Origin of the sequence: Microvirga flocculans ATCC BAA-817 (genome assembly GCF_000518665.1) — a bacterium.
Taxonomy (GTDB): Bacteria; Pseudomonadota; Alphaproteobacteria; order Rhizobiales; family Beijerinckiaceae; genus Microvirga; species Microvirga flocculans.
In genome coordinates, this window is record NZ_JAEA01000021.1 from 1 (window position 1) to 26,840 (window position 26,840).

The window sequence follows — 26,840 nt, forward strand, 5'->3', positions numbered from 1 at the left end:
AAGAGCCTGGTGCGCTCGTGCTGCGGGTTCCTGAAGAACTCGTCAGGGGTGTTCATCTCCACGATCTGCCCGTAATCCATGAAGATCACCCGGTCGGCCACCTGCCGCGCAAAGCCCATCTCGTGGGTCACGCACAGCATGGTCATGCCCTCCTCGGCCAAGCCCACCATGGTGTCGAGCACCTCCTTGACCATCTCCGGGTCGAGCGCCGAGGTCGGCTCGTCGAACAGCATGATCTTCGGGCTCATGCACAGCGAGCGGGCAATCGCCACGCGCTGCTGCTGGCCGCCGGAGAGCTGGCCCGGATACTTGTTCGCCTGCTCGGGGATCTTGACCCGGGTCAGGTAATGCATGGCGATCTCCTCCGCCTCCTTCCTGGGCATCTTCTTCACCCAGATCGGAGCCAGCGTGCAGTTCTCCAGGATCGTCAGGTGCGGGAAGAGGTTGAAGTGCTGGAACACCATGCCGACGTCGCGGCGCACCTCGTCGATGCGCTTGAGATCGTTGGTCAGCTCCGTGCCGTCGACGATGATGCGGCCCTTCTGGTGCTCCTCGAGCCGGTTGATGCACCGGATCATCGTGGACTTGCCGGAGCCCGACGGACCGCAGATCACGATGCGCTCGCCGCGGCGCACAGTCAGGTTGATGTCCCGCAGAACATGAAACTCGCCGTACCACTTGTGCACGCCCTGAAGGTCGATCGCCGGAAGATCGGCCACCTGCCGTTTTTCAACTGTTTGCATCATGAAGCTCATTCCGGAATCTTGATTATGAGCGAAGGGGGAAGACGCGCGGCGCGAGCTGGTCGAGGCTACGCCCCGCCCAGTCCCGCTGAGGCGCAGCGGCAATCGCTTCGGCCTGAGCCTTGCGCAGCATCTCGACATCGTCCGTGATGTCGAAGTCGAGAACCTCGCCGTTCCTCACGACCTGCCGTCCGTCCACGTAGACGTCCTTGATCGCGCGATCGTTGGCCGAGTAGACGAGACTGCGGATCGGCTCGTAATCGGGCTGCATGTAGGGATTGGTCATGTCCACCACCGAGAAGTCCGCCTTGCAACCCGGCGCGAGCCGGCCGAGATCTGGCCGGCGGATCATGTCTGCGCCGACGGCTGTCGCCGCCATGAAGGCGTGAGTGGTGGATGCCGCCTTGAAGCTGCCGGCAACGATGCGACCCGCGTAGCAGGCCATGCGCAGCTCATCGAGCATGTTGTGGGGGAAGCTGTCCGTGCCGATGCCGCACCGGATTCCGGCATCCATGTAGCGAGAGAGAGTGTTGAGCGCGATCCCGCGGCGGGCGAACACAACGGGGCAGTGAGCCACCTGGGCGCCGCTGTCGCGCAGGCGCTCGAAATCGTTGGCATGAGGCCAGTGCAGCCAGGGGTGGTCGTTGAGGAAAATGCCGTGACCGATGATCGTGTCGGGGCCCAGGGCTCCGATCTTGTCCAGCCACTCCATGGGCGTGCAGCCGTATCGCCGCATGATCTCCTGGAATTCGACGACACTCTGGGCCGCATGGATCTGGATGGGCTGGTTACGGTCGCGTGCGGCTTGAAGGGCCTCGCGGATCTGGCCTTCCGTGCAGGTGTCGATCTGGGAGGGGCCGAAATAACCCGTGATCCGGCCGCTTTCGTGCCTGGATGCAGCGTCGGCGATATCGATCGCCTCGCGAAGCAGGCGGTCGCCTGTCGCCGGATCGAGATCGTATTCCACCGAATGCCCGTTGCGTGTCTTCCAGGGGCCGGAGCGGAACATGCCCCAGAGCACAGCGCGGATGCCGGTCTCCGCATATTCGTCTGCCCAGGTGTCGCGGGGGCGGCCAAGATCGCAGATGGTGGTGACGCCGCTCTTTAAGAGCTCTGAGACGGCGACACGCAGCGACGGCCTGGTGTACTCGGTTCCGATCTGAAACAGCGGCATGAACTCGTAGAGCGAGCTCTGCCCGAGCCTCGGGCTGCCGAGTTCCTCGAGCATCCCCTTCCATCCGGGTTCGTGACCGGGATGGCTGTGCACGTCGACGAAGCCCGGAATGAGCATCATCCTTCGGGCGTCGATCTCCACGTCCGCGGCGTCCGTGAAGTGGCCGCCCACCTGGATGATCTCCTTGCCGCGGATCGCAAAGTCCGCATTGCGGAGATAGACATGCGAGCGCGCGACGGCGTCCCACGCGACAAGCCAGTCGCAGCTCCTGAATACGGTCGTCTTGGGTTTTTGCTCGGTCATGGCTGTCTCAGGAATAAGCTTCAGGCAAGATGCTGGAGGCGCCGGGTCTGGCGTTCGATCAGGCGCTCCACATCGGCGATGTCGGCTCGGGAGAGCTTGGGGCCGGGCCGGCGCAAGGCCGCCGACGCGATCGCGCCGCGCTTGGCCAGCACATACTTGCGCACGGCCAGTCCCAGACCGGGCTGCTGCTCGTAGCGGGCCAGCGGCAGATAGGCGTCGAAAAGATCGTGCGCCTGCTCCGGATCACCGCTGGAATAGGCCTTCCACACGTCGCTCATCATCTCCGGATAGGCGAAGCCCGTCATGGCGCCATCGGCGCCGCGACCGATCTCCTCGGGCAGGAAGAGGCCGCCATTGCCGACGAGAATCGAGATGCGGCGCAGACCTTCCGTCTCGCTCGCCCGGCGCAGGGCGGTGATTTTCGCAAGGCCCGGCCAATCCTCGTGCTTGAGCATCACGCAGGTGGGCAGGGCCTGCACGATCCGCACGATGACGGGCGTCGCAATCTGCACGCCCGTGGTGAGGGGGTAATCCTGCAGCACGAAGGGCACGTCAGGGCCCAGCGCCTCGGCCACGGATTCGTAGTAGTCGTAGATCTGCTGATCGGTCCGGAGCGTGGACGGAGGGGCGACCATGACACCCGCCGCGCCTTGATCCATGACATTATGGGCGAGCTCGCGCATCGGGGCGAGGCCGGGTGCGGACACGCCCACCACGACGGGTATACGGCCCTCCACACGAGCGACGACCCGCTGAACGAAGATGCGGGCCTCCTCGGCCGTGAGTTTAGGCGCCTCGCCCATCATGCCGAGAACGGTGAGGCCCGTCGCTCCCTTCTCGAGATAGAAATCGACGAGGCGGTCCGTGCTGGCGAGATCGAGACGGCCGTCCTCCGTGAAGGGCGTGGCCGAGATGACGTAGACGCCGCTTGCGTCTTCGCTCAGGCGTGACATTCAAAGCTCCTGAAAAAGAGAAAAATTACCGCCGCGCAAGCCGTGCGCGGCCCAAGGCCATTGCTGCGGCCGCCTGGGTTGGCTCGACCACGGGAACGCCCACGGCTTCCTCCAGAGGGGCGCGGAAGCGCGCCATTCCGGCACAGCCCATGAGCAGCACATCGGCACCATGATCGTCCTTGAGGGTGCGGCCGACCGCGATCATGCGCGACAGGGTGTGATCCTCGTCCGAAAGCTCGGTCACGCCCAAGCCGATGGGTAGATCGCCCGCCAGACGCTGCATCACGCCCATGGCTCCGAAATAGCGCAGGTGCCTCGGGATCGAGGTGGGCAGGATCGCCAGAACGCCGAAGCGCTGGCCGAGGGTCATGGCCGTCAGCACGCCGCACTCCGCGATGCCGAAGACCGGCCGGGCGCTCTGCTCCCGCAAGGCGTGAAGACCTGGATCGGAAAAGCACGCGATCACGAAGGCCGATGCCTCGGGCTCCAGCTCCGCTGCCTTGCGCAGCAGGGGCATGATCACGCCGTCCACATCCCGCTGGCTTTGAATGCCGGGCGGCCCTTCGGGAAGGGACAGGCAGGCGATGGCGGGCCCATCCTGGCTGCGCAGCGGTTCCACAGCCGCATCGATGCCATCGGTCACTGTCTGCGAGGAATTGGGGTTGATGATGAAGATGGTCATGCGGACCTACCTTGCCCCGGCCATGGGCAGGGAGCGCGGAGCCAGCTTGTCGATGGTCCGGCCGCGCGGATCGTCCTTCTCGGCCTGGCGACAGGCACGCTCCTGGGCAGCCTGCAGCTCGCGCACGGCGCCGTCATAGTCGAGGTTGGCAACGCGGTGGTTTTTCACCACAGGCCTGCCATCCACGTAGACGTCCCGCACGGCGCGCTCGGCGGCACAGTGGAGCAGGTTGCGCAGGGGATCGTGCACCGGCTGCATGGCAGGCTGGTTGAGATCGACGAGAACGAGATCCGCTTTGGCGCCCGGCGCCAGGCGCCCGATGTCGTTGCGGCCCAGTGCCTTCGCCCCGCCGATTGTCGCCGCTTCGAAAACGCCGGCGGTGTCGAGGTCGAAGACCGAGCGGCCCGCGACGCGGGAGCAGATCATGGCCTCGCGCATCTCCTCCAACATGTTGAAGGGATAGCTGTCAGTGCCGATGCCGACGTTCACGCCGGCCCGGCGGTAGGCTCCCAGGCTTTCCAGCGTCATGCCGCTGCGGGCGAATGTGACGGGGCAATGAGCGACGTTCGTGCCGCTGCGGGCAAGACGCTCCAGGTCGTGCCGGGTGCGCTGGCGTGTCCAGGAGTGATGGTCGAGGAAGATGCAGTGGCCGATGATCAGGTCCGGCCCTAGAACGCCGAGACGCTCCAGCATGGCTGGCGCGGTCTCGCCCGTGCGGCGCAGCAGCTCCTCGTGCTCGGCCATGGTCTGTGCGGCGTGAATGGTGATGCGCATGCCGCGCTTGCGGGCTTCGCCGACGGCTTCCTGAATCAGCTCCTCGGAGCAGGTCTCGATTTGAGAGGGCGCCACCACGCCGTGGATGCGGCCGGAAGGATGGGCGCTGGCCTCGTCCACGAAGGCAAGGGCCTGCGCATAGCGTTCGCGCCCCTGCGCAACGTTCCATTCGAAGTCGAGGCGGTGGCTGTCGACCACGTTCCACGCGGCTTCGCGGAAGCCGGGCGCGAGATAGGCCCGTAGACCGCTCTCGGCAGCCAGCGAAAGCCACTTGGGATGGGGCGAGGCGATGTCCAGGAGAGTGGTGACGCCGCTGCGCATGAGGTCGCCCAGCATCACGGTCTGGCAGGCAGCCTTGGCGTCCTCGTCGGAATCGATCAGCGCGGAGTATTCATACAGGGCGTTGCCCCAGAGCGCGGCCGTCCCGACATCCTCGAACAGGCCCTTGGCGATGGGCTCGTCCCCGGAATGGCAGTGCACGTCCACGAGGCCCGGCATTACCATCAGGGAGGCGCCTGAAACCTCCTCGCCGGCCGGACCGTCATAGCGGTCCCCGATGAAGAGGATGCCGTCCGGTGAGAAGGCCACGTCCACGTCACGTCGGTAGACATGCCGTGCGGCGGCGTCATCCCATGTGACGACCCAGGCGGCGTTGCGGATTACGGTTGTCTGCTTAGTCATGGCCCATCCGGAAATAGCGTTCGAGGTAGCGGCTGTAGGCGCCCATGATCGTGGAGAAGAACAAGTAGACCACGGCGGCGAAGAGGTATCCTTCGAGCACGGCGATGCCCTGCCATTGCGGCTCGCGCATGGCAGAGCGCACCGTATCGAGAAAGTCGAGAAGCCCCACGATCACCACCAGCGTCGTGTCCTGGAAGAACCCGATGAACAGGGTGACGAGGGGAGGAATCATGATCTTGATCGCCTGGGGCAGGACGATCAGGCGCATCATCTGCCAATAGTGCAGCCCCATGGCGGCGGAGGCTTCGTATTGGCCGCGCGGAATGGCCTGCAGGCCGCCGCGGACGATCTCGGCCACATAGGCCGCGGCGAAGAGAATGATGGCTATCTGCGCTCGGAGAAGCTTGTCGATCGTCATGCCGCCCGGCATGAACAGGGGCAGCATCACCGAGGCCATGAAGAGGATCGAGATCAGCGGCACGCCGCGCACCAGTTCGATGAACGCAATCGCCACTACCCTGATGACGGGCAGCTTCGAGGCCCGCGCGAGGGCCAGCGCGATCCCGAGCGGAAATGCTCCCGCAAGGCCGACGAAGGACAGCATGAAGGACAGCGGCAGCCCGCCCCACTGGGAGGTCGGCACGAAGCTCAGCCCGAATACGCCGCCGAGCATGAGCCACAGGCACACGGCCAAGACGCAGCCCCACAGGACCATCAGCTTGCGGCCCCAAAAGGCGGGATTCATGGAGATGCCGCAGGCGGCGAAGAACAACAGCAGGGATGCAGTAGGGCGCCAATGCTCGTCATAAGGGTAGAAGCCGAACAGCATGAAGCGCAGCTTGCTGGCGAAGAAGGGCCAGCAGGCGCCGTCGCTCTCCTTGCAGGCGGTCGGCGTGCCCGTGAACACGGCATCCAGAAAGAGCCACCCGATAACCTTCTGCACGGTGATCGCGATCAGGGCGATGCAGATGACGGTGATGGCCGCATTGCCCGGTGTTCCCACATAGGGCTGGAGCTGTTTGCGCCAGCTGCTGAACTCGACGGGTCGCCGCAGGCGGGGCGTCAGTTCTTCCTTGACGAGCTGCATGCTCTCACCCTCTCAAGGCCACGCGGGCGTTGTACCAGTTCATGAAGACTGAAATGGCAAGCGACAGAGACAGATAGACCAGCATGAAGAGCGCAATGGGCTCAATGGCTTGCCCCGTCTGGTTCATGGTGGTGTTGGACACCATGACGAGATCCGGATAGCCGATGGCGATGGCGAGCGAGCTGTTCTTGAAGATGTTCAGGTAGGTGCTCGTCATCGGAGGGATGATGACGCGCAACGCCTGCGGCAGGATCACCAGGCGCAGCGTCAGCGGTCGCCTCAGGCCCAGGGATGCGGCGGCCTCCCACTGCCCCTTCTTGATGGAGGTGATGCCGCTGCGCACGATCTCGGCCACATTGGCGGAGGCGCTCAGGGTGAGGCCGACCAGAAGGGCGACGAATTCCGGCATCAGTTGCGCGCCTCCGGAGATGCGGAAGCGTCCGGGCGTCGGCCAGTCCATGTCGAGGGTCGGCCGGAGGATGAGAACGGCAATCGCCACGGGTGCGAGAGCGGCTGCTGTCGCCAGGGGCCAGCTCCGGCGCTCAATGCCCGTTGCGATACGCCGGGCACGCATCGCGCGCACCGTCAGCACCGCAAGGGCGATGCCCAGCACGCCCGCGATTGCGACGCCCGTGAGGGACGGCGTCCAGGCAACGGACGGGATGACGAAGCCGCCATTGCTTAGATAGACATGAGGCAGGACCGTGATGGCCTCGCGGACCGGCGGCAGGGTCGTAACGATGATCGCATACCAGAGGAACAGGAAAAGCAGCAGCGGCACGTTCCTGAGAACCTCGATATAGAGCATCATCAGGCGAGCCAGAAGCGGATTCGACGACAGCCGGCCGATACCGACGAGAGTGCCGATGATCGTGGCCAGCACTACGGCGAGCGCGGAGACGCGGATCGTGTTGAGAATGCCCACGAGCAGAGCCCGCGCATAGCTGTCGGCAGGCTGGTAGTCGATCGGCGACTGGCTGATGACGAAGCCGGCCTCCCGCCACAGATAGGCGAAGCCTGTCGCGATATTCTGCTTTGCGAGGTTGTCCGACGCGTTCTTGAAGAGAAAGGTGGCCACCAGAACGACCGCTGCCGCACACGCTACCTGATAGAAGATGGCGCGTGCCCGCAGGTCATAGATGACGCGCCACCGGCTGTCCGAAGCGGCTTGCATCACGGTTCCTGACTGACGTCTGAAAGGGAAGAAGGGGCAGCGCCGGCGGCTGATGCTGCCCCGTGCAGGCTTACCGGAACGGAGGAGCGTAGAGCAGGCCGCCCTGAGTCCACGGACGGTTCGGGCCGCGGGTCAGGCCGAGGGGGGTCTTCTCGCCCAGGCTCCGCTCGAAGACCTCGCCGTAGTTCCCGACGCTCTTGATGACATTGTAGGCCCACTTGTTGTCGACGCCGAGCATCTTGCCGAAATCGCCGGTAACGCCGAGCAGACGCTGGACTTCGGGGTCCTGGCTCGAGAGCTTCTGCTCCACGTTGTCCTTCGTGATGCCAAGCTCCTCAGCAGCCATGAGCGCGTAGACGGTCCAGCTGACGATGTCCCGCCAGTTGGAGTCGCCCTGGCGGACGACAGGGGCGAGAGGTTCCTTCGAAATCGTCTCGGGCAGGACGACGTAGTCCGCCGGGTTGCTCGCAACGGCGCGGATGGAGGCCAGATCGGACCGGTCGGTGCTGATCGCATCGCAGCGCCCCGAGAAGAAGGCGTTGCGGTTCTCATCGGTGTTCTCGAACACCACCGATTCGAATTTCTTGTTGTTGGTGCGGAAGAAGTCGGCAAGGTTCTGAAGGGTCGTCGTGCCTGGCAGGACGCAGATGGCGGCGCCATCGAGATCCTTAGCACTGGCGATTCCCAGCTTCTTGGCGACCATCATGCCCTGACCGTCGTAGAAAACGGCGGGGCCGAAATCGAGTCCCAGCGAATTGTCGCGGGAGAAGGTCTGCGTTGTCTGGCGCGAGAGAATATCGATCTCGCCGGACTGAAGGGCCTGGAACCGGGTATTGATGTTGGTCGGGAGGAAATCGACTTTATCGCCGCTTCCAAAAACCGCGGCTGAGACGGCACGGCAGATATCTACGTCGAAACCCTGCATGACGCCTTTCGCATCGGGAAACGCGAAGCCTGCCGATGTCTGCGATACGCCGCAGATCATCTTGCCCCTCTTCTTCACGGCGTCCAGCGTAGCCTGTGCCGAAGCCGGGGCCGTGAAGCCGGCCATCGTCAAGGCGGCGATGCCCGCCAGCAGAAGTTTCTTGGTCGTTGCTTTCATGTGGCCTTCCTCCTATGTGACGCGTCTGCGCGCGCCTTGTGAAAGTGCTCCGCTCACAAGAGGCGGGCACCGAAATTTTGCCGCGGATCCAGCTCCGGACCAACTTTTCCCGTCGGCTTCATGGACGGGGCGACGTCCCGCAGCTGGAGCCTTCCGGAGCCTGGCGCTGCCAGCAATTGGCCGTTCGCCACCACGATCTCGCCTCGGCGCAGAACCGTCTCCGGCCAGCCGCGCACGGTGCGGCCCGCGAAGGGGTTGTATCCTGTGTTGTCATGCAGGCCGTCGTCGGTCAGGAGCACCTCGCGTTCCGGATCCCAGATGGCGATGTCGGCATCGGCTCCTACGGCGATGGTTCCCTTGCGCGGATGCAGCCCATAGAGACGAGCCGGAGCGGCGGCCGTAACCTCCGCAAAAGCCTGCAGGCTCGCGCGTCCCTTGCTCACCATTTCGTCGAACATGAGCGGAAGGCGCGTCTCCAGGCCGGGCAGGCCATTGGCGATCTGCTTGAAGTTCGGCGCCGCGCCCGCAGACAGCTTGCCGCTCGCATCGAAGCGATAGGGGGCATGGTCGGAGGAGACGATCTGGAGATCGCCCAGCGCCAGTCCGCGCCACAGGGCTTCCTGATCGTCCGTCAGGCGTGGGGGAGGGCTGCACATCCACTTGGCGCCCTCGAGCCCGGGCCTGTCGAGGTCCTGGGCCGTCAGAAAGAGATATTGCGGACACGTCTCGGCGAAGACCTTGATCCCTTCGCCCCGGGCACGCCGGATCGCAGCCAGCCCCTCCGCAGTGGAGACATGGAACAGCATGATGGGTTGGTCGAGAAACTGCGAGAAGCGTATCAGCCGCTCGAAAGCATCGATTTCGCTCACCCGGGGGTGGCTGACCCCGTGAAACTTGGGCTCCACATAGCCCCGGCTGACCAAGCGGTCCGCCATCCACTTGTTCAGTCCGTGGTTCTCCGCATGGGCGCAGACGAGAGCGCCGTGACGACGGGCCGTTGCCATGACGTCGAGCACTTCCTCGTCATGAAGGCGGACCCGGTCATAGGTCATGAAGATCTTGATCGACCGGTGTCCCGCCTCGATCAGCCGGGGCAGGTCCTCGGTCAGGGTTTCCGGGGTTGGGTCGGAGACCCAGAGGTGAAAGGCGTAGTCGGTGATGGCTCCAGCGGCGGCGAGGCGGGAATAATCCTCGACAACTGTATGCAATCTGTCGCCGCGGTGTTGAGCGGCAAAGGAGATCACAGTGGTGGTGCCGCCGAAGGCTGCCGATCGCGTGGCCGTCTCGAAGGTGTCTGCGTTCATCAGCCCTCCGCCGGAGAGCTGCTCGATATGACAATGGGCATCCACGCCGCCTGGAAGAATGAATTTTCCAGCAGCGTTGAGCTCTTTCCCGGCCGCAGGCAGATCGCGCCCTAGAGCGGCGATTGCGCCGTCGCAGATGCCGACATCCATGGGAAGGACGGCTTCGGTCGTCACGACTGTGCCGCCTCTGATCACGAGATCGTACGTCACCGGATCATCCCCTCGCCGTCGCATATGCAACATATTTGCCTGTATACAGGAAGTATTGTATACATCCTGAAGGCATTCTAGGCATATCTCAAAAGCGAGATCAAGCGTCGCGCTTCAGGTATGCTTCAGGTATTTGGTCTCGCATGTACGATCCATCGGGCCGATGGACTGGAAAAAGGAGTCACTGATGGCGGACCCTCTCACCTCGACCAGAGGGCAGGCAGCTTATCGATGTCTGCGCGAGATGATTCTGGACGGCACCTTTCCGCCGGAAACGCCGCTTCAGGAAAACATGCTCGCGGCGAGGCTCGGCGTTTCCCGCACACCGATCCGCGAAGCGCTCGCCCAACTTCTCAATGAGGGTCTGATCGCCCGTGTGTCGGGCCTGACGCCGGTGGTGAAACGCCTGTCCGTCGATGATTTCGTTGAGATTCTGCACATGAGGCGCCTCCTCGAAGTCGAGGCAGCCGGCCGTGCCGCGCGCAGCAGCGGAACGGCCGTTCTCCGTCCAATTCGCGAGCGCATGATGGCCTTCGTGGCAGGAGAGCAGCCCACCGACGAGGAGCATGCCGCCCTGGACGATCAGCTCCATGCCGCAATCGCCAGCCTCTCCGGTTCGAGGCTCCTGACGCGATACGTCACCGATCTGCGGCTGAAGACCAAGATGTTCGACAGGGGACGCCTGCCGGAGCGATTGGTGCCCGGCAGTCAGGAGCATGTCGCGATCATCGATGCGATCCTAGCCGGCCAGCCCGAGCAAGCTCAGGAAGCCATGTGCACCCACCTCAACAATGTGCGCGCAAGCATCCTCGCTTACCTTGGGAGACTGACCTAGCTGTTGAGCCACAGCATCCAGGCGGACGTTTCCCGCCATCTGGAGGATCGCCCTTTGCCGTCTTGGGAAGCGCTCGGCGTGCTGCTGATGGTGGGTTGACTGTTCTCCTCCGGCATTCCGTCTTCCGATATTGGAGGACGCGATGCGCGATCTGTTCTGGATGGCGATATCCAGCGTCTCTCCATAAGTGCCGGTTAAAGTCTCCAGAACCACGATCCTGGCTAAACTGGGGATGCCGCACTTCATTCCTCGGTGGTAATCCGCATGAGCGGCTGCCCCTGGAGGATGACCTGCCCATGCCAGGCGAGTGTGTTGACTTGGCGCCGGCACGCCCGAAACTATTCTCATTCTGTGCTTTTGGCGAACGTGCCCCCGGAAAAGGGAGCCGATGCGCCAAAGACAACACACGGGCACCTCGCCATGGACCATCTTCCGGATTTTGCCGGTTCCTCCCTCAAGTTCGGGACGAGCGGCCTGAGAGGGCTCGTTGCCGAACTGAACGGCATTCCGGCTTTCGCCTATACCTGCGCCTTTGCCGAGATGCTGAAGAAGGATGGCTCCGCAGCTGCGGCCCGAAATCGCGTGCTGGTAGGGCGCGATCTGCGGGAGAGCAGTCCGGACATCGCGCGACTCTGCGGCGCCGCTCTTCGGGAATCAGGCCTCGTCGCACTCGATTGCGGCGCTCTTCCCACGCCGGCGCTTGCCTATCATGGCATGCGCTTCGGCATCCCCGCGATCATGGTGACCGGAAGCCATATCCCGGAGGAGCGCAACGGGTTGAAGTTCTATCGGGCGCAAGGGGAGATCGACAAAGCGGACGAGGCCGCCATCCTGGCCTGGCATGCCAAGATGAACATTCTGCGTCTGCCCGAGGGCGCGCGCACGGTCCGGTCTCAAAGCCCGGATTGCGATCCCATCGCCGCCTATCGGGAGCGCTACCTCGACTTCTTCGGCACAGGAGCTCTCGCGGGCCTCACCGTCGGCGTGTATCAGCATTCCTCCGTGGCGCGGGATGTGATCGTTCAGGTGCTCGAAGGCCTCGGCGCGCGGGCCGTGCCCCTCGGGCGGGCGAGCCGCTTCATTCCGGTCGACACGGAAGCCTTGCGGATGGAGGACGAAGCCCTGGCCCGAACATGGGCTGCGGAGCAGGCTCTGGATGCCATTGTCTCCACGGATGGCGATGCGGACCGCCCCTTGATTGCCGATGCGAGCGGCACGTTCCTGCGGGGCGATCTGGTCGGGGCCATCACCGCGAACGATCTGGGGGCCGACACCATCGTCACGCCCGTGACCTCCAATTCCGCCCTGGAGGCATCCGGTGCCTTCGAGACCGTGATTCGCACCCGGGTCGGCTCGCCTTACGTCATCGAGGGCATGCTGGAGGCCACCCGGTCGGGCGCTCGGGCCGTTGTCGGATTCGAGGCTAATGGCGGGGTCCTTTTAGGCTCCGACATCGTGCGGGGAGGGCGGAAGCTCACGGCCCTTCCCACCCGGGACGCCATGCTGCCGATCCTGTGCGCCCTCGGGCAGGTTGTACGGCAGGGCAGGCCCCTGGCCCAGCTGGGGGCGGATTTCGGATTCAAGGCGGCGGCCAGCAACCGCCTGAAAGATATCCCCAGCGAGAAAAGCGCTGCCTTCCTGCTGCAACTGCTGCAGGATAGGCCTTTCCTCGGTCGATTGCTGCTGCCCTTGGGCGGCGTTGCGGCTCTCGACGACAAGGATGGCGTGCGCCTGACTGCCAGGAACGGCGAGGTCGTTCATTTCCGGGCTTCCGGCAATGCACCGGAACTGCGGGTCTATGTGGAGGCCGCCACCCCGGAGCGGGCGGAGGATCTGCTGGAATGGGGGCTCGCTCAAGCCCGGCAGCAGGTCGCCTGATCGGGCCCGGGCATAGGCTTAAGGACCGCCCCTAGCCCTGAACGAGCGGTCCCAGCCGCCCCCGGAGGCTGTCCCGGATCCCGCGGGCGATGAGCTGCAGCCGCAGGGCGCGCTTGTCCGCGAGGGTCGTATAGGTGGCCAGGAAAGCCAGGCTGCGGCTGACGAAGTAGAGACGCCAGGCCAGGGGGGTATAAGGCTGGCGGGCGAGCCAGAGGGCATTCCTGACCCAGTAATAATTCCGTATGGGCACATGGACGGCGACTTGGCGCGATCCGATCCGGACCGTTCCGTTGCCGAGACGGTGCTCGACGCTGGCGGTCGGGGACAGATAGCTTTTGTATCCGGCCTCGTGAGCGCGGAAGCACCATTCCACATCCACAAGATCGATGAAGAGATCTTCCTTGAATGCGCCCACTTTTTCCAGGACGGAAAGCGGGATCAGGGAACCGGAGGCGATGATGAAGTCGCTGGCCAGGGGGCGGGTTTCGTCCTTGAGGGAGAGGCGGGACAGGCGGGCTCCTTGGGCCCGATAGGCCCTGGTCTGCTTCTGACTGTTGAGCTCGTAATAGGCCGGGCCGATGGCCGCCACCCGGCCATGTTCTCGTTCCAGGGCTTCCAGGTTCGCCGCCAGGTCGGCCACCACGCCGGGGGCGAGAACCGTATCCTGATCGAGCAGGAGGATGTGTGTGAAGCCGCTTCCGCGCGCCAGGGCGAGGCCCTGGTTCTGGGCGGCTGCAATCCCGAGATTGCTTTTGTTGTCAATAACTTGAGCTTGCGATTCGAGCGCAAGGCGCCGGATGTCATCCGCGTTGCCCGAGCCGTTGTCCACCAGCACAATCCCTTGGACCTGCGAGGCGACGGATCGCAGGACCCGTACCAGCAGGGCGATATCGGGATTGTATGTGACCGCAACGGCCAGGATTTGCATCAATGTTCTCCGGGAGCCAGCGGCTCTACTAAAGCGATCCCGGGAGCAGGGCAACCGATCTGCTTTTGTGCCAGGGTTGCTGGAGAATGGTCAAAGAGGTATAGCGGCGCAAAGGGCTCCGGTCAGGCTCGTAGGGCGAAATGCCTTCCCTTTCGGCAGGCGCGGCACTATGGCGCTTTCCCGAGGTAGGCGGTCTGGATCGAACCCCTTATAGAAGATTGCGCCATTCCACGCGCCTGAAGCCGGGATTTCCGATGTACAAAGACACGCTGCTGAAGAAACTGAACGACAAGACTGCTGTAATCGGCATCGTGGGGCTGGGCTATGTCGGTCTGCCTCTTTCCCTTCGCTATTCGGAAATCGGATACAAGGTCGTCGGCTTCGATATCGATCAGGAGAAAGTCGACGCACTGAAGAAGGGGCAAACCTATATCGAGCATATCGGCGCCGAGGGAATCGCGAAGGCGGTCCGCAGCGGCTTCGAGCCGACGACCGATCTGTCCCGGGCCCGCGACGTGGACGCCCTGATCCTCTGTGTTCCGACGCCTCTGAACAAATACCGGGAGCCCGATCTCAGCTTCGTCCTGAATACCGTGGACGCGCTCGTGCCTCACCTGAAGGCCGGGCAGATCATGTCCCTGGAGAGCACGACCTATCCCGGGACGACGGAAGAGGAACTGCGCCCCCGGATCGAAAAGGCCGGCTTCACGATCGGCGAGGATTATTTCCTTGTTTTCTCGCCGGAGCGTGAGGATCCGGGCAACGCCAAGTTCAGCACGCACAACATTCCCAAGGTCTGCGGCGGCAGCACCCCGTCCTGCCTCGCGGCGGGTCTCGCCCTCTACGGACAGGTGATCGAGAAGGTCGTGCCTGTCAGCTCCACCCAGGCTGCCGAACTGACGAAGCTCCTCGAGAACATTCACAGGGCGGTGAATATCGGCCTCGTCAATGAGATGAAGATCATCGCGGACCGGATGGGTATCGACATTCACGAGGTCATCCGCGCGGCCGCCACCAAGCCCTTCGGCTTCGTTCCGTATTATCCCGGTCCGGGTCTCGGCGGGCATTGCATCCCGATCGATCCGTTCTACCTGACGTGGAAAGCGCGCGAATACGGCCTCCATACGCGCTTCATCGAGCTTGCCGGCGAGATCAACAGCACGATGCCGGAATGGGTCGTCGAGAAGGTCGCCGAGGCTCTGAACGATCGCGCGAAACCGATCCGCGGCAGCAAGATCCTCGTCCTCGGCATTGCCTACAAGAAGAACGTCGACGACATGCGCGAGTCGCCCTCGGTCGAGCTCATGACTCTCTTGCAGGCGAAGGGCGCGCAGATCGCCTACAGCGACCCGCACGTTCCAAGCTTCCCGAAGATGCGGCGTTATTCCTTCGATCTCCAAAGCGTCGCGTTGACGCCTGAGACGCTCGCGAGCTTCGACCTAGTGCTGCTGGCAACGGATCACGACAAGTTCGATTACGAGCTGATCGAGAAGCACGCAAAGCTCATCGTCGATACCCGTGGTCGTTATCTCGGTGCTCGTAGCAACGTCGTAAAGGCGTGATTGAAGGCTCTTATACGGTCCGAGGCGGAGATTACGGTCTTAGCCATCATGCGGATGCGTTGAGCTCGAAGTGGTTCAGGTCTCAGAAAGACGGCTCGAGAATTAGGAACGTGAGCAAGGACGCGAAGTTGATAGCCGACGGTTCGAATATCCTGGACGTTTTGCGCGAGGTTCGAGACGGTTGGCGGTGGCGTGAGTTGTGGATGACGCTAGGCTGGCGCGATGTCAGGACGCGTCATCGTCGTTCACACATCGGACCTTTCTGGAACACGCTCAGCTTGGCTTTTGTGGCAGCCTGCATCGGTACGCTGTATGGCGGCATCATGGCGCGCCCCATGGAGGAATATATCCCACATCTAGTCACGGGATACATGATATGGGCATTTCTGCAGGCCCTGGTCAACGAGGGGAAGGATGCCTTTTCCAGCAACGCATCCGCCATCCGCGAAATCCCTGTTCCAAGGACTGTTTATATTTACAAGCTTCTTTGGAAAAACCTGATCATCTTTGGGTTCAACTTTCTGGTTTACATCGCCGTTCTCATCCTTTTCCGCGTGTCGCCGTTTCCCTATGTGTTGCTGTTTCTGCCCGCCTTGGCCGTCGTGTTGCTGAACGGCATCTGGGTCGCCCTTCTGCTTGGCCTTATCAACGTTCGCTACAGGGACTTCGGGCAGTTGATCCCAAATGCGATGCGGCTTGCCTTCTTTGTGACGCCGATCCTGTGGTTTCCCGACAGTGCCACCGGGATGCGAGCAATCTTCGTCTATTTCAATCCTTTCTATTATTTCATCGAACTCTTGCGGGGACCGCTTCTGGGCCAAGCGCCCGATCCGTTGGTTTGGACTGTGGCTGTTGCGATTACTATCGTTGGTTGGGGTATTGCCGTTCCGGTTTATGCTCATTGGCGCCGGCGTATCGCCTTCTGGGTTTGAGGTCGGACGATGGCACTGATCAAGCTTGAAAACGTGACGTTGGAGTTTCCCGTCCAGGCATCTGTGTCCGACAGGCGGAAGTCGTCCATCCAGGACTTGTCGGTCGGCGGGCAACTGTCCTCGGGACAATCGGGCCATTTGGTTGTGCGTGCTCTCGACCACCTGTCGCTCACATTGGGACCGGGCGATCGGTTGGCCCTGATTGGGCATAACGGTGCCGGTAAGACGACGCTCCTTCGCGTGATGGCCAAGCTCTACACGCCCACCCATGGGCGTGTGACCGTCAAGGGACGTGTTGCGCCGTTGCTGAACCTCAGCTTTGGCATGGATGCGGATTCTACTGGTTACGACAACATCTTCATTCGTGGCCTTTATCTCGGTATGAGCAAGGCCGAACTGAAGAAGAAAGCCGACGCCATCGCCGAATTCAGCGAGCTCGGGGACTTCCTCGATCTGCCTATGCGGACCTATTCCTCCGGCATGCGCGCACGCCTGGCTTTCGCGATCTCGACACATGTAGAGACGGATATTCTGCTGCTGGACGAGGTTGTCGCAACCGGCGACGCGCGCTTCTTCAAGAAGGCGAACGAGAAGCTGGAAAGCTTTGCTAAGGAATCCAAGCTTCTCGTTTTGGCATCGCACTCCAACAAGGTGTTGCGGGAAGTCTGCAACAAGGCGCTGCTTCTGGAGCATGGCCGGATCAAGGCATTCGGCCCCATCGACGAAGTCATTGAAACCTATGCGGCTTCGACAGGGGGTGAGGCCAGATAGTGCGCAAGCAGCGGCAACGGTCGGAAAAGAGGAAAGGCTGTGGCGAGTGATAGAGGTCTTTCGCCAGCCATATTCTCATCTGTTCCGGACTTTCTGCTACTGAATACGCACGTGCTGAGCGGAAAGGTCTAGAATAGATGCCTCATGAGGCTCTGCATTCTCAATCCCAGGTCGCCGATACGAAGCGTGCGACCGAAACTATAGCCCTGCGGGAGCAGCTTCAAAGGCAAAGCGAGGAAATCGCTGAATTGAAAGCCACGATCCGCGGGTTGCAAGCCGAGATCAGGGGGATTCATGGATCTCTTTCCTGGGCGGTGACACGCCCCTTGCGCGCGCTGGCCAGACGGCTTCCCGGTGCTGCTGCCTCGATCCAACGGATTCTCGATCGCGGAAAGGATGCTCTGACAGCGATTTTACCAAAGCAGGCCGTGCAGTCTCTGTTCGATAACCGCTGGGAAGTCGGGCAGGAAACTGTGGAACAGATCTCCGCCTATCGGACCTCCTCCCCAGGCAGGCGCAAGATCGTTTTCTACACCGCCATCTTCGGCGAGTACGACAACCTGCTTCTTCCCGAACGGATCGATCCTGAGATCGACTATATCTGCTTCACGGACAGGCCGCGTAACACCTATGGCGTCTGGCAGATGAGGCCTTCGCCCTACCATCACCCGGATCCCGCACGGGTCGCGCGATGGGTGAAGACGCACCCGCATGAACTCTTTCCGGAGCATGAGGTTGCCGTGTGGCTTGATGCCAACATCGTCCTGAAGGGAGAGGTGCGCCGCTATATCGACTTGGTCCGAAGCGAGGACGCTCATCTGGGCCTTGTGCCTCACCCGCACCGGAACTGTTTCTACGACGAGGCCGAGGCCTGCAAGAGGCTCGGCAAGGATGCTTCAAAGGCCATCGACAGGCAGGTTGAACATTATCGCCAGCACGGGCTTCCGCTGAATCAACCTTTGTTCGAAACCGGTTTCATGGTCGTTCCCTTGCGGAGTCATGAGACCGCAAGGGCCCTGCATGTCTGGTGGCAGCAGATCGAGGGTTTCAGCCGCAGGGATCAGCTGGGACTGGCATGGGTCATCCACGCGTTCCCCGAGTTTCGAATTGCGGCGCTTCTGCCGCGAGGCGCTTCCGTGCGCGATCACGAGGACTTCAAATATTTCCGCCACACTCATGCGAGGGCCCTGATCCTGCCCGAGACACTCCTCGGCCTCGGAAGTGTGGTGGCCCCAGCCGATCAAAGGCTTTTCGCCGAAGTGAAGGAGCAGCGCCTGAGTCCGCTGACAGGCATTCCCATCGACATCGTCGTCTGTGTCCATAATGCCCTGGAGGACGTTCGCCTTTGCCTCGATTCCGTCTGGAAGAACCTGCTGCCGGAGCATCGGGTCATCATCGTCAACGATCGATCGGACGATGAAACCACCCTTTATCTGCAGCAATTCGCGAAGGACAAAGACCGGGTCCGCCTGATCGAGAACCAGGAGAACCTCGGATATACGCGCTCGGCCAGCCTGGGCTTGGCGGCCGGTGATGCTGAGTTCCGAATTCTCCTGAACAGCGATACGATCGTCAGTCCGAATTGGGCGCTCAAACTGCTCGATGCGGCGATCCGCAACGACCGGGTCGGCATCGTCGGCCCGCTTTCCAATGCTGCAGGCGCGCAATCGATCCCGGACATCAAGCATACCGGCAACAATACGGCGATCAATGTGCTCCCGGAGGGACTTTCTCCCGAGGACCTCGATCTGGCCTGCGAGAGATGGAGCTATGCGGATACTCTGCCTCGGGTTCCGCTGGTCCATGGCTTCTGCTTCGGCGTTAAAAAGAGCGTCATCGACGCGATCGGTTTTTTCGACGACGAGAACTTCAAGCGTTTCTACGGGGAAGAGAACGATTATTGCTTCAGGGCAATGGCCGCGGGCTTCGAGTTGGCGATTGCCACGAACACGTTCGTCTTCCATCGGAAGTCGCGCAGCATCGACGAGGAAAAGCGTGTCGTCCACATGGCCGAGGCATGGAAGCGCCTCCGCGAACTCTATGGCGCCGACCGGATCCTGGCAGCTTACAAGCAGGTCGAGGATCACCCGCTTCTCGAACGGATCCGGCAGGCGGCCAGATCCCATTTCAGGCAGCGTGAGGGGAAGATGCGCTCTGCAACCTGAGAGCGAGGGCGCGTCGCGACACTTCGGTCTGCTTGGCGGAGAAACCGTGGACGATGTTACTTTTATGAGGTAGTACCCTGACAGGCTGACACAACCGGGACCGGATTACAAAGGCAGGGTGACAGTCTATAAGGACAAATCTGGTATAAGCCGTAGAAAAAGAGTATTGGAGATGAAGAAATACTTAGTGACCGGCGGAGCGGGCTTTATCGGGTCAGCTGTTGTTCGCAGGCTCATCAACAATACTCCCCACAAAGTTCTTGTGGTGGATAAACTCACCTATGCCGGCAATCTGGATTCCTTAAGCAGCGTCGCGGCCAGCGACCGCTATGGCTTCGTGCAGGCGGATATCGCGGATGCCGAGCGGATGCGGGCGGTCATCGACGAGTACCGGCCGGATGTGATCATGCATCTGGCGGCCGAAAGCCATGTCGACCGTTCCATCGACGGGCCGGGAGAGTTCATCCAGACCAACGTCGTCGGCACGTTCACCCTGCTTCAGGCGGCGCTCGGTTACTGGAACACCCTCAAGTCAGGGCAACGCGACGGGTTTCGCTTTCATCATATTTCGACGGATGAGGTCTTCGGCTCCCTGGGACAGGAAGGCTTCTTTCATGAAGATTATCCCTACCAGCCCAATTCGCCCTATTCGGCCTCCAAGGCGGCGTCCGACCATTTCGTGCGCGCCTGGCACCACACCTATGGCCTGCCGACGCTGATCACCAATTGTTCCAACAATTACGGGCCTTACCATTTTCCCGAGAAGCTGATCCCTCTCATGATCCTGAATGCGTTGGAGGGAAAGCCTCTGCCGGTCTACGGCAAGGGTGAGAACATACGCGACTGGCTTTATGTGGACGATCATGCCGAGGCGCTGCTCCTCGTGGCCGAGCGCGGCAAGGTCGGAGAGAACTACAATATCGGGGGCTGGAACGAGCGGACGAATCTCGATGTCGTCCGGTCGATCTGCGCCCTTGTCGATGAGATGACTCCCAGCAACGAGATCGGCCCTCGGGAAGGTCTCATCGCCTTCGTCGCCGACCGGCCCGGGCACGATCTCCGCTATGCCATCGATGCAAGCAAGATCGAGCGTGAACTCGGCTGGCGGCCGGCCGAAACGTTCGAAACCGGTCTCCGCAAGACCGTTTCCTGGTATCTTGAAAACCGTGCCTGGTGGGAGCGTGTCCGGTCCGGCGTGTATCGTGGTGAGCGTCTTGGAATGACCGTTTGATCGCCGAACATCAAACCGTTACCTCAATTTCTACCCGTAATTCCAATGTCCGCCATGAACAATCAATCATACGAAACAAAGACCAGCATTCAGAGCCCACTGTCCATACGTGTCCAATCTATTGTTTATAGATTGTCGCCTGAAGCTATGGAAAGAACACTGATATACTTAGATAATGCTGCTCGCCTTGCAATGCGGGATGGCATTGCGAGCGATGTAGTTGTGGCCTACGGCGATTGCTCTCCAGAGCCCACAATTGACGAATCTGTGCTGAATATATGGCAGACCCGATTCAGGCATCTTCGCAAAATCAATTACAAATTCTTTAATGCCAATCTCGGCTCAGCCGCGGGACATAACCGTCTTCTTGAAGAAGCGGACAGTGATCTCGTGATGATCTTAAATCCAGATGTTCTAGCGTCGCCAACGCTCTTCGCGGAACTGGATCGTGCCCTGAAGCGTCCTGGTGTTGGTCTTGTTGAGGCTCGCCAAATACCAATTGAACATCCCAAGGATTACGATCAAACGACAGGGGAGACCAGCTGGGCATCGACTGCCTGTGCGATGGGACCGTTACGAGTTTTTAGGCAGCTCAATGGTTTCGATGCAGACAGCTTTTTCCTTTACGGCGATGATGTCGACTTCTCATGGCGTGTGAGGCTTGCCGGCTATAAAGTGGTGCATCAAAGCTCCGCCGTTGTTTTTCACGACAAGCGCTTAAGCAATGATGGGCATTGGATCTCGAGTAATGCGGAGCGCTACTACTCAGCTGAGGCGACGTTGTTGCTGACATATAAATGGTCCCGCAGCGATCTGACAGAAAACTATCTGCGTATTTTTCAGTCGCGAAAGGATACGGTTCAGGAACAGGTTGCAGCAGCTTTCGAGGAGCGTCGTAAGAACGGGAAGCTGCCCATGCAATTAGACCCGGAACATAAGATTGGACAGTTCATCGAAGGGGCTTATGCCCAGCATCGCTTTCCGGCGCGATAGGAACAATTATGTCGATCATCTACAAGCACTCCTACGTTCCCTTGAGCATGTATGGGAATGTCATGGCGCTTCTGCGTGAGCATGTTGTAGCAAAAGGGGTTCACATCGATATTGGCTGTGGCTATGGCGCCATTGCCGAACCTGTCCGCGATGAACTGGGGCTTACATATCTGGGGTTCGATCTTGCTGAAGATGGACTTCAATCCCTCATTGAGAGAGGATTCGATGCCCATGTCATCGATCTCTCCAAGCTTGGAGATACTGAAGAAATCATAAGGCAAGCTCTCAAAGAGCGTTCTATCGCTTCAATCAGTTTTCTTGACACGATGGAGCACTTGACGAATGGTCCAGAAGTATTGGCGATGTTGCGCCGTTTGGCCGAGGGCTCAAAAGCTCCACTTGTTATTAGTGTTCCCAATATTACTCATAAAGACGTCGCCGTTAAGCTGTTGACCGGCCGTTTGGATATAACTGAGGCTGGTATTCTTGATCATACACATTTCAACCTGTTCAATGATGCGCATCTACGGCGCATAACAGCAAGCAGAGGTTGGATCGAGGTCGGAGCAAAAGACTGGCTTCTGGAGCAAAGTGATCAGTTCTTTCCTTTGGACAGTCCTGTTCTCGATCACCGCACCCCTCTTGGGCACACTCTGCGCTCATTGAGTGTGCAGTCGAACAAGCATGCGTTGGTGAACCAGTTCGTGCGTGCTTATATCCCTGGAGAGCGGCAATCCATCGAACTTTGTGTGGACAGGACAGGGCCTGAGCGACCTTTCCTTACAATTTTGTTCGATGCCTATGACACGCCATCTATTGAAGCAGAGTGCATTCTTCAGGGCCTTGCGGACCAGACGAATCAAGATTTCGATATCGTTTTGATAGCTGATGTATCTGCTGCCTCAAAACAGGATGTCGTCGAGAACGCGTGCAGAATTTTCTCAGGCCGTATCACGGTCCATGAGAGTAATCAGGGCGTTCGTGCCGACCGGTTGAACGAGACAACTAAGCTTATCGCGGGGCGTCATGTTACGATTTTGATCGCAGGCGACCGAGTTGATCCTGCTTGGGTTTCATCGTTGGCGGCTCTCGAAAGTCACGACACTGTCGCTGTCTTGTGTGTGGGGCGAGTTGCGGCAGCAGACGACGGCAGCCTTGTAAAAAAGGAGGCCATCTTACCCGTCCCCCTGACAGGACCGGTGTCGGTGGCTGAATGGGCGGTTCCAGGCAGTGCCATACGCGATCTCGGCATTATTTTTGATCGAGATGTTGGCAGGGCCGACCTTCGTGACTTCGTGATACAATCGGCTCTACTTTATAGAGTTTCCAGTTCCGCAGCGCCTGTTGTGTCTCGTGACAACGATTATGCAGCTGGACCAGATGAAAATGTGGATGCGGAAAGTTACCTCAAGCTTTTGACCAAGCTCAATGGCGTTCCGATCCTTCTTCCGGCCTATTCTGCAGAAAAGATCGAGCGCCTGTCAAAGACGCCGCGGATCGTTGAGCTCGCATCGGCAAGCCCGCTTCTTTCACAGTTTATCGCAAGCTTTCCTCGGCATGCGCCTAGCGGCACAACTCAAGCGAAACAAAGTGGGCCTCGGCCGTTCCTGTCCGTCGTCATGCGGACCCAAGGTGATGAGTCCCGTGTCGGCACTCTTCGAGAAGCCCTTCTAACGCTGGCTGGACAAACATCACAGAACTTCGAGGTTCTGCTTGTCGTTCACACCAGTGATAGTGAGCGATATGCCATTGTAAAAAACTTGGTAGCCGAATTCCCAAGCGAACTAACCCAACGTATTCAACTTTTGCAGTGTGAGGCCCCAGGTCGCTCGTCTCCGCTCAATTTGGCCGTCAACCACATCAGAGGGCAGTATGTGGCTGTCTTCGATGATGACGATCTCCTCTTTGCCCATTGGGTTGAGACGTTTGAGGAGCTTGCCAAAAAATCACCGGGCACGATGCTAAGAACTGTAACCGCCCGCCAAGAATTCAAGATGGTGGCCGATGGAGAGTCGTGGCGTTCGCGTGCAGAATCATGGTTCACACTGGCTTGGCATGCTCAGTATGATGCCATAGAACATTTACGGTCGAACTTTACGCCGTTTATGAGCATGGCCTTTCCGGCAGCTGTCTTCAATGACATCGGCCTGCGTTTTGACGAGAGGTTGAGCACCGCTGAGGATTGGCAGTTTTCGACGCGGGTTGCTATGCTCTGCGGTGTGTGCTCGACCTCTGATGTGACTGCAATCTATCGCTGGTGGACCAATGGACACTCTTCCTCGCAGCTTATTCCCAGAGATGAGTGGATCACGAATCGTCAGAAAATTATCGCGCGGCTTAACGAGCAACCAGTTCTTCTTCCACCTGGCTCAACGTCAAAGCTTGTCGATCTCCTCGATGAGGTCATTGAACTCCGCAAGAAAGTCGGTTTTCTAGAAGCCAGCCTGACAAAGCCAAAGGCGCCTCCTCGAAAGCAATCAAATGCCAAACCAGCGATACCTACGTCGCATAAATCAGGGGTTGATAAGAGAGAGATAAACCGTGCCCAGCGTCAACTCAGAGAACTTCTTGAAAGTCGGTCCTGGCGTTCAACTAAGCCCTTGCGCTTGATGCTCAACCGCCTGCGCGGACAAAAGGGAAGCGGTTTGACTCCAGATAAGCTGCCAAAATCGGTTGAGGCTAATCAACGCCTGATTCAACAGGTGCAGAAATCGCTATCATGGCGTATTACGGCCCCCTTAAGAATCGCTATCTCTTTGTCTCGGCGAGTGAACGGAAAGAATGAGAAATGATAAGTTTTTCATCAGAGTGAAAAAAGGTATGAGTGCTCATGACGGCGCTCATATATAAAAGCGCATTGGATTCAAAAGAAAACCTAAAATTGTTGCTGAATTCTCGGGGTTAGGGACAAGTTTCATGCATCAAAAGGATCAATCGCTAGAAGGATTGCGTGGACTTGCGAGCCTGGCAGTAGTGCTGGCGCACTTTCTTTTTGTTTTTTTTCCTTACTTAAGTAACAATATGAGGCCTTACCCTAACGCAAAGCCGAAAACCGTAATCGACGCCTGGTTAGTTTATCCTCCTTTCAGTCTAAGTTATGCTGCTGATGCTGCTGTTCTGGTTTTCTTTGTTCTAAGTGGCTATGTACTTACAGCTAAGTTTTATGCAAAAAATGACATAGAACTATTTGAGTCTGCCGCTGTGCGGCGTTATTTTAGACTTGCTTTGCCCGCTCTCGCATCTGTCTTATTCGCGTGGCTTTTGCTTAAGGCTGACTTTATGGGCAATCAGATGGCTCGCGTCCTTAATACCGCAGGATGGCCTATTCATTATTACACGGAGAAAGTGTCGCTCGACTATGCAGTTTTTATAGGACTGATCGGGGCGCCTTTTTTCGGAAATACTGCTTTGAATGGGCCTTTGTGGTCACTGCAAGTTGAACTCATTGGTTCAATTTTGCTCTTTGCATGTTACGCTCTTTTTGGGCGCCGTAGCCTTTTGATGACAGTTGTTTGGTTTGTGTTCTTTGCAAATATCCTGGGCGGGCGTTCCCCCGCAGTACTTAACTACGTCGCAATTCTCCTAGGGAGTCTCTTGCATCCGATAGCGGGTTGGCTTAGACGCAACCCTTGGGTGTCAACAAGTTTGGTCGTTTTAGGGCTAATAGCTGTCTCGTATGATAATAGTCCAAGATTTACATTATTAAGAGTTATCTCACTTCCAAATTTTCAGCCTTATGGTCCTGATTTTAATCAGGACCACCGGATCTTCTGGCATTCTTTAGGCGCAGTTTTTCTTGTATCCGGCGTTATTGGTGCTCGTTGGTTTGCAGCCCTTCTAGCCTCGCGGATACCGACGTATCTTGGTCGGATCTCGTTCGCTATATACCTTCTCCATATGCCCTTAATTATGTCTCTTGCATTCTGGACGGCGAAGGCTGGGCAGGTATTAGGAATGGGATATATCGCACGAGGCACTTTTGCTGCAGCGATTTTCTTTGGGGCGCTCGTGGTTTTAGCGGAATTGTTCACACGCTATGTGGACGGACCGGCCATCAGATTTTCATCATGGATATCTAATCATTTGAACGCTGCGTCTCAAAGATCGGATGTGCCGTCTGACCCTGAGCATAATGCTCCCTCGGCTGAGAGTTCGACTGATGTCTCTTCTCGAGAGCAAGTTGTGACTTGATGATTGTTGATCACAGTGGGGCTTTAAATTTTGACCATTATACCTCTCAAAGAGAGAAATTCTATAAAGTAGTCGCTTAAGACTAGCTGTACCTATAATTGCGTAGCAACGATAGGATGTTATTTGTGTGAAGCATTGGATGTAGGCGAGGCGGCTATTATCACCTTAAATCCGTCAGGGATATGAGATGTGACCTTTCGGTGGAAGAGTTTGAGCGCGATCCTCCCTTTGTTCCGAGGAGATACTTTCTAGTCTATAATGTGCCAAGTCAGGAAGTTCGCGGGGAGCACGCGCACAAAAATTGTGAGCAGTTCCTCGTTTGTGTTCGGGGCTCATGTCGCGTCTTGCTGGATGACGGCCTGCAACGGCGCGAGATACTGCTAGATCGTCCTGATTTGGGCGTCTACGTGCCTCCAATGATCTGGGGGACCCAGTACCGTTACTCTTCCGATGCAGTTTTGTTAGTCTTTGCATCGCATGATTATGATCCTAGCGACTATATTCGAACCTATAGTGAGTTCGTTAACGCTTTGTCAAAAATATCATGCTCAATAATCTTAATTTTTTGCGATTCTTGATAAGTGATTTTTTCAATACAATTATTGCTTATATAATTTTCTTAGTATTATCTGTTTTTATATTTAAATATTTGCATATATATTTTTTTATATATATGGAGTAATTTTTTATGCGTATTGAATGGCCATTATGTTTTTAAGGGAGTTTTCAATTTTGGTACATTGTTCTTCTATTTATTTTCTTATTGCGCACAATACATCATAGAATTATTTATTATAATAGTTTTAAATAAAAAATGGTTTTTGCTAAATAGTTAGAGCAAGGGCAATTCTGACGGAATCGTTTGGACTATACGATGTGACGGCTTCGTGATTCACTCATCTTGGCCCTCTTTGGAGGAGATGAGCGATGACCAAGTCCTACTCGTTGGACCTTCGCCGCCGCGTGGCGCGCTTTGTCGAGGCGGGGCACTCCTGTCATGCCGCTGCCCGGCACTTTGACGTGTCGGTCGCCTTCGTGGTCCGGCTGATGGCTGCCTATCGGGACACCGGCAGCCTAGCGCCCAAGCCGGAGGGCGGCTGGCGCTATTCCAAGCTCGACCCGCACCGCGAGTTCCTCATCCGCCGTGTGACCGAGACGACCGACATC

The 26,840-nt window shown here is 58.9% G+C and carries 22 protein-coding genes; 12 read left to right on the plus strand and 10 right to left on the minus strand.

All coding sequences use genetic code 11. The annotated features are described in order from the left end of the window. The 9 genes from L879_RS22160 to hydA all read right to left on the minus strand — a co-directional run. Nucleotides 1-743, minus strand: a 743-nt coding sequence (locus L879_RS22160; RefSeq protein ID WP_210163829.1) for an amino acid ABC transporter ATP-binding protein, incomplete at its 3' end; no start/stop codon positions are given. Nucleotides 744-768: 25 nt separating this feature from the next. Then, complete coding sequence (locus tag L879_RS0117625) at nt 769-2,220, minus strand: amidohydrolase family protein (RefSeq protein WP_027317262.1); 1,452 nt, start codon at nt 2,218-2,220, stop codon at nt 769-771. 20 nt (nt 2,221-2,240) lie between these two features. Next, nucleotides 2,241-3,173 (minus strand): dihydrodipicolinate synthase family protein, encoded by a 933-nt coding sequence (locus L879_RS0117630; protein WP_027317263.1) that lies wholly within the window; start codon nt 3,171-3,173, stop codon nt 2,241-2,243. A 25-nt stretch (nt 3,174-3,198) separates the two neighbouring features. Continuing rightward, nucleotides 3,199-3,855, minus strand: a complete 657-nt coding sequence (locus L879_RS22165; RefSeq protein ID WP_035460073.1) for an aspartate/glutamate racemase family protein — start codon at nt 3,853-3,855, stop codon at nt 3,199-3,201. A 6-nt stretch (nt 3,856-3,861) separates the two neighbouring features. Further along, nucleotides 3,862-5,310 (minus strand): amidohydrolase family protein, encoded by a 1,449-nt coding sequence (locus tag L879_RS0117640; RefSeq protein WP_027317264.1) that lies wholly within the window; start codon nt 5,308-5,310, stop codon nt 3,862-3,864. Beyond that, entirely contained in the window at nt 5,303-6,397 is a 1,095-nt protein-coding gene (locus L879_RS0117645; RefSeq protein WP_027317265.1) for an amino acid ABC transporter permease, read from the minus strand. The genes L879_RS0117640 and L879_RS0117645 overlap by 8 nt, the downstream gene beginning before the upstream one ends. A 4-nt stretch (nt 6,398-6,401) precedes the next feature. Further along, on the minus strand, nt 6,402-7,571 hold the full coding sequence (locus tag L879_RS0117650; RefSeq protein ID WP_027317266.1) for an amino acid ABC transporter permease: 1,170 nt from the start codon (nt 7,569-7,571) through the stop codon (nt 6,402-6,404). Between the two features lie 70 nt (nt 7,572-7,641). Continuing rightward, entirely contained in the window at nt 7,642-8,673 is a 1,032-nt protein-coding gene (locus L879_RS0117655) for an amino acid ABC transporter substrate-binding protein (protein WP_035460075.1), read from the minus strand. A 53-nt stretch (nt 8,674-8,726) separates the two neighbouring features. After that, complete coding sequence (gene hydA, locus L879_RS0117660) at nt 8,727-10,211, minus strand: dihydropyrimidinase (protein ID WP_027317268.1); 1,485 nt, start codon at nt 10,209-10,211, stop codon at nt 8,727-8,729. A 163-nt stretch (nt 10,212-10,374) separates the two neighbouring features. Between hydA and L879_RS0117665 the strand changes: the two genes are divergently transcribed. Both L879_RS0117665 and L879_RS0117670 read left to right on the plus strand, forming a co-directional pair. Next, entirely contained in the window at nt 10,375-11,022 is a 648-nt protein-coding gene (locus tag L879_RS0117665) for a GntR family transcriptional regulator (protein WP_027317269.1), read from the plus strand. 420 nt (nt 11,023-11,442) lie between these two features. Next, a complete protein-coding gene (locus tag L879_RS0117670; RefSeq protein WP_027317270.1) occupies nt 11,443-12,900 on the plus strand; it encodes a phosphomannomutase in 1,458 nt (485 codons plus the stop codon). 31 nt (nt 12,901-12,931) lie between these two features. Here L879_RS0117670 and L879_RS0117675 read toward each other — a convergent pair whose 3' ends face one another. Further along, the gene (locus L879_RS0117675) at nt 12,932-13,828 is read right to left on the minus strand and encodes a glycosyltransferase family 2 protein (RefSeq protein WP_035460078.1); all 897 of its coding nucleotides are present in this window, start codon (nt 13,826-13,828) and stop codon (nt 12,932-12,934) included. Between the two features lie 254 nt (nt 13,829-14,082). On the opposite strand from L879_RS0117675, the gene L879_RS0117680 reads away from it, so the two are divergent. The 10 genes from L879_RS0117680 to L879_RS0117730 form a co-directional block, all read left to right on the plus strand. Then, the gene (locus L879_RS0117680; protein WP_027317272.1) at nt 14,083-15,390 is read left to right on the plus strand and encodes a nucleotide sugar dehydrogenase; all 1,308 of its coding nucleotides are present in this window, start codon (nt 14,083-14,085) and stop codon (nt 15,388-15,390) included. 110 nt (nt 15,391-15,500) lie between these two features. Continuing rightward, nucleotides 15,501-16,322 carry an ABC transporter permease gene (locus tag L879_RS22170; protein ID WP_154664256.1) on the plus strand — a complete coding sequence of 274 codons (822 nt, stop codon included), beginning with the start codon at nt 15,501-15,503 and terminating at the stop codon, nt 16,320-16,322. 9 nt (nt 16,323-16,331) lie between these two features. Then, complete coding sequence (locus tag L879_RS0117690) at nt 16,332-17,093, plus strand: ABC transporter ATP-binding protein (protein WP_027317273.1); 762 nt, start codon at nt 16,332-16,334, stop codon at nt 17,091-17,093. A 473-nt stretch (nt 17,094-17,566) separates the two neighbouring features. After that, nucleotides 17,567-19,258 carry a glycosyltransferase gene (locus L879_RS0117700; RefSeq protein WP_161634680.1) on the plus strand — a complete coding sequence of 564 codons (1,692 nt, stop codon included), beginning with the start codon at nt 17,567-17,569 and terminating at the stop codon, nt 19,256-19,258. Nucleotides 19,259-19,430: 172 nt separating this feature from the next. Continuing rightward, entirely contained in the window at nt 19,431-20,489 is a 1,059-nt protein-coding gene (rfbB, locus tag L879_RS0117705; RefSeq protein WP_027317275.1) for a dTDP-glucose 4,6-dehydratase, read from the plus strand. Nucleotides 20,490-20,543: 54 nt separating this feature from the next. Next, the gene (locus tag L879_RS0117710; protein WP_154664257.1) at nt 20,544-21,482 is read left to right on the plus strand and encodes a glycosyltransferase family protein; all 939 of its coding nucleotides are present in this window, start codon (nt 20,544-20,546) and stop codon (nt 21,480-21,482) included. Between the two features lie 8 nt (nt 21,483-21,490). Beyond that, nucleotides 21,491-24,274, plus strand: a complete 2,784-nt coding sequence (locus L879_RS23380) for a glycosyltransferase (RefSeq protein ID WP_084021139.1) — start codon at nt 21,491-21,493, stop codon at nt 24,272-24,274. 124 nt (nt 24,275-24,398) lie between these two features. Continuing rightward, complete coding sequence (locus tag L879_RS23385; RefSeq protein WP_084021141.1) at nt 24,399-25,673, plus strand: acyltransferase family protein; 1,275 nt, start codon at nt 24,399-24,401, stop codon at nt 25,671-25,673. 134 nt (nt 25,674-25,807) lie between these two features. Then, complete coding sequence (locus L879_RS24630; RefSeq protein ID WP_368086330.1) at nt 25,808-26,251, plus strand: sugar 3,4-ketoisomerase; 444 nt, start codon at nt 25,808-25,810, stop codon at nt 26,249-26,251. 349 nt (nt 26,252-26,600) lie between these two features. Further along, nucleotides 26,601-26,840, plus strand: a 240-nt coding sequence (locus L879_RS0117730; RefSeq protein ID WP_027317277.1) for an IS630 transposase-related protein, incomplete at its 3' end; no start/stop codon positions are given.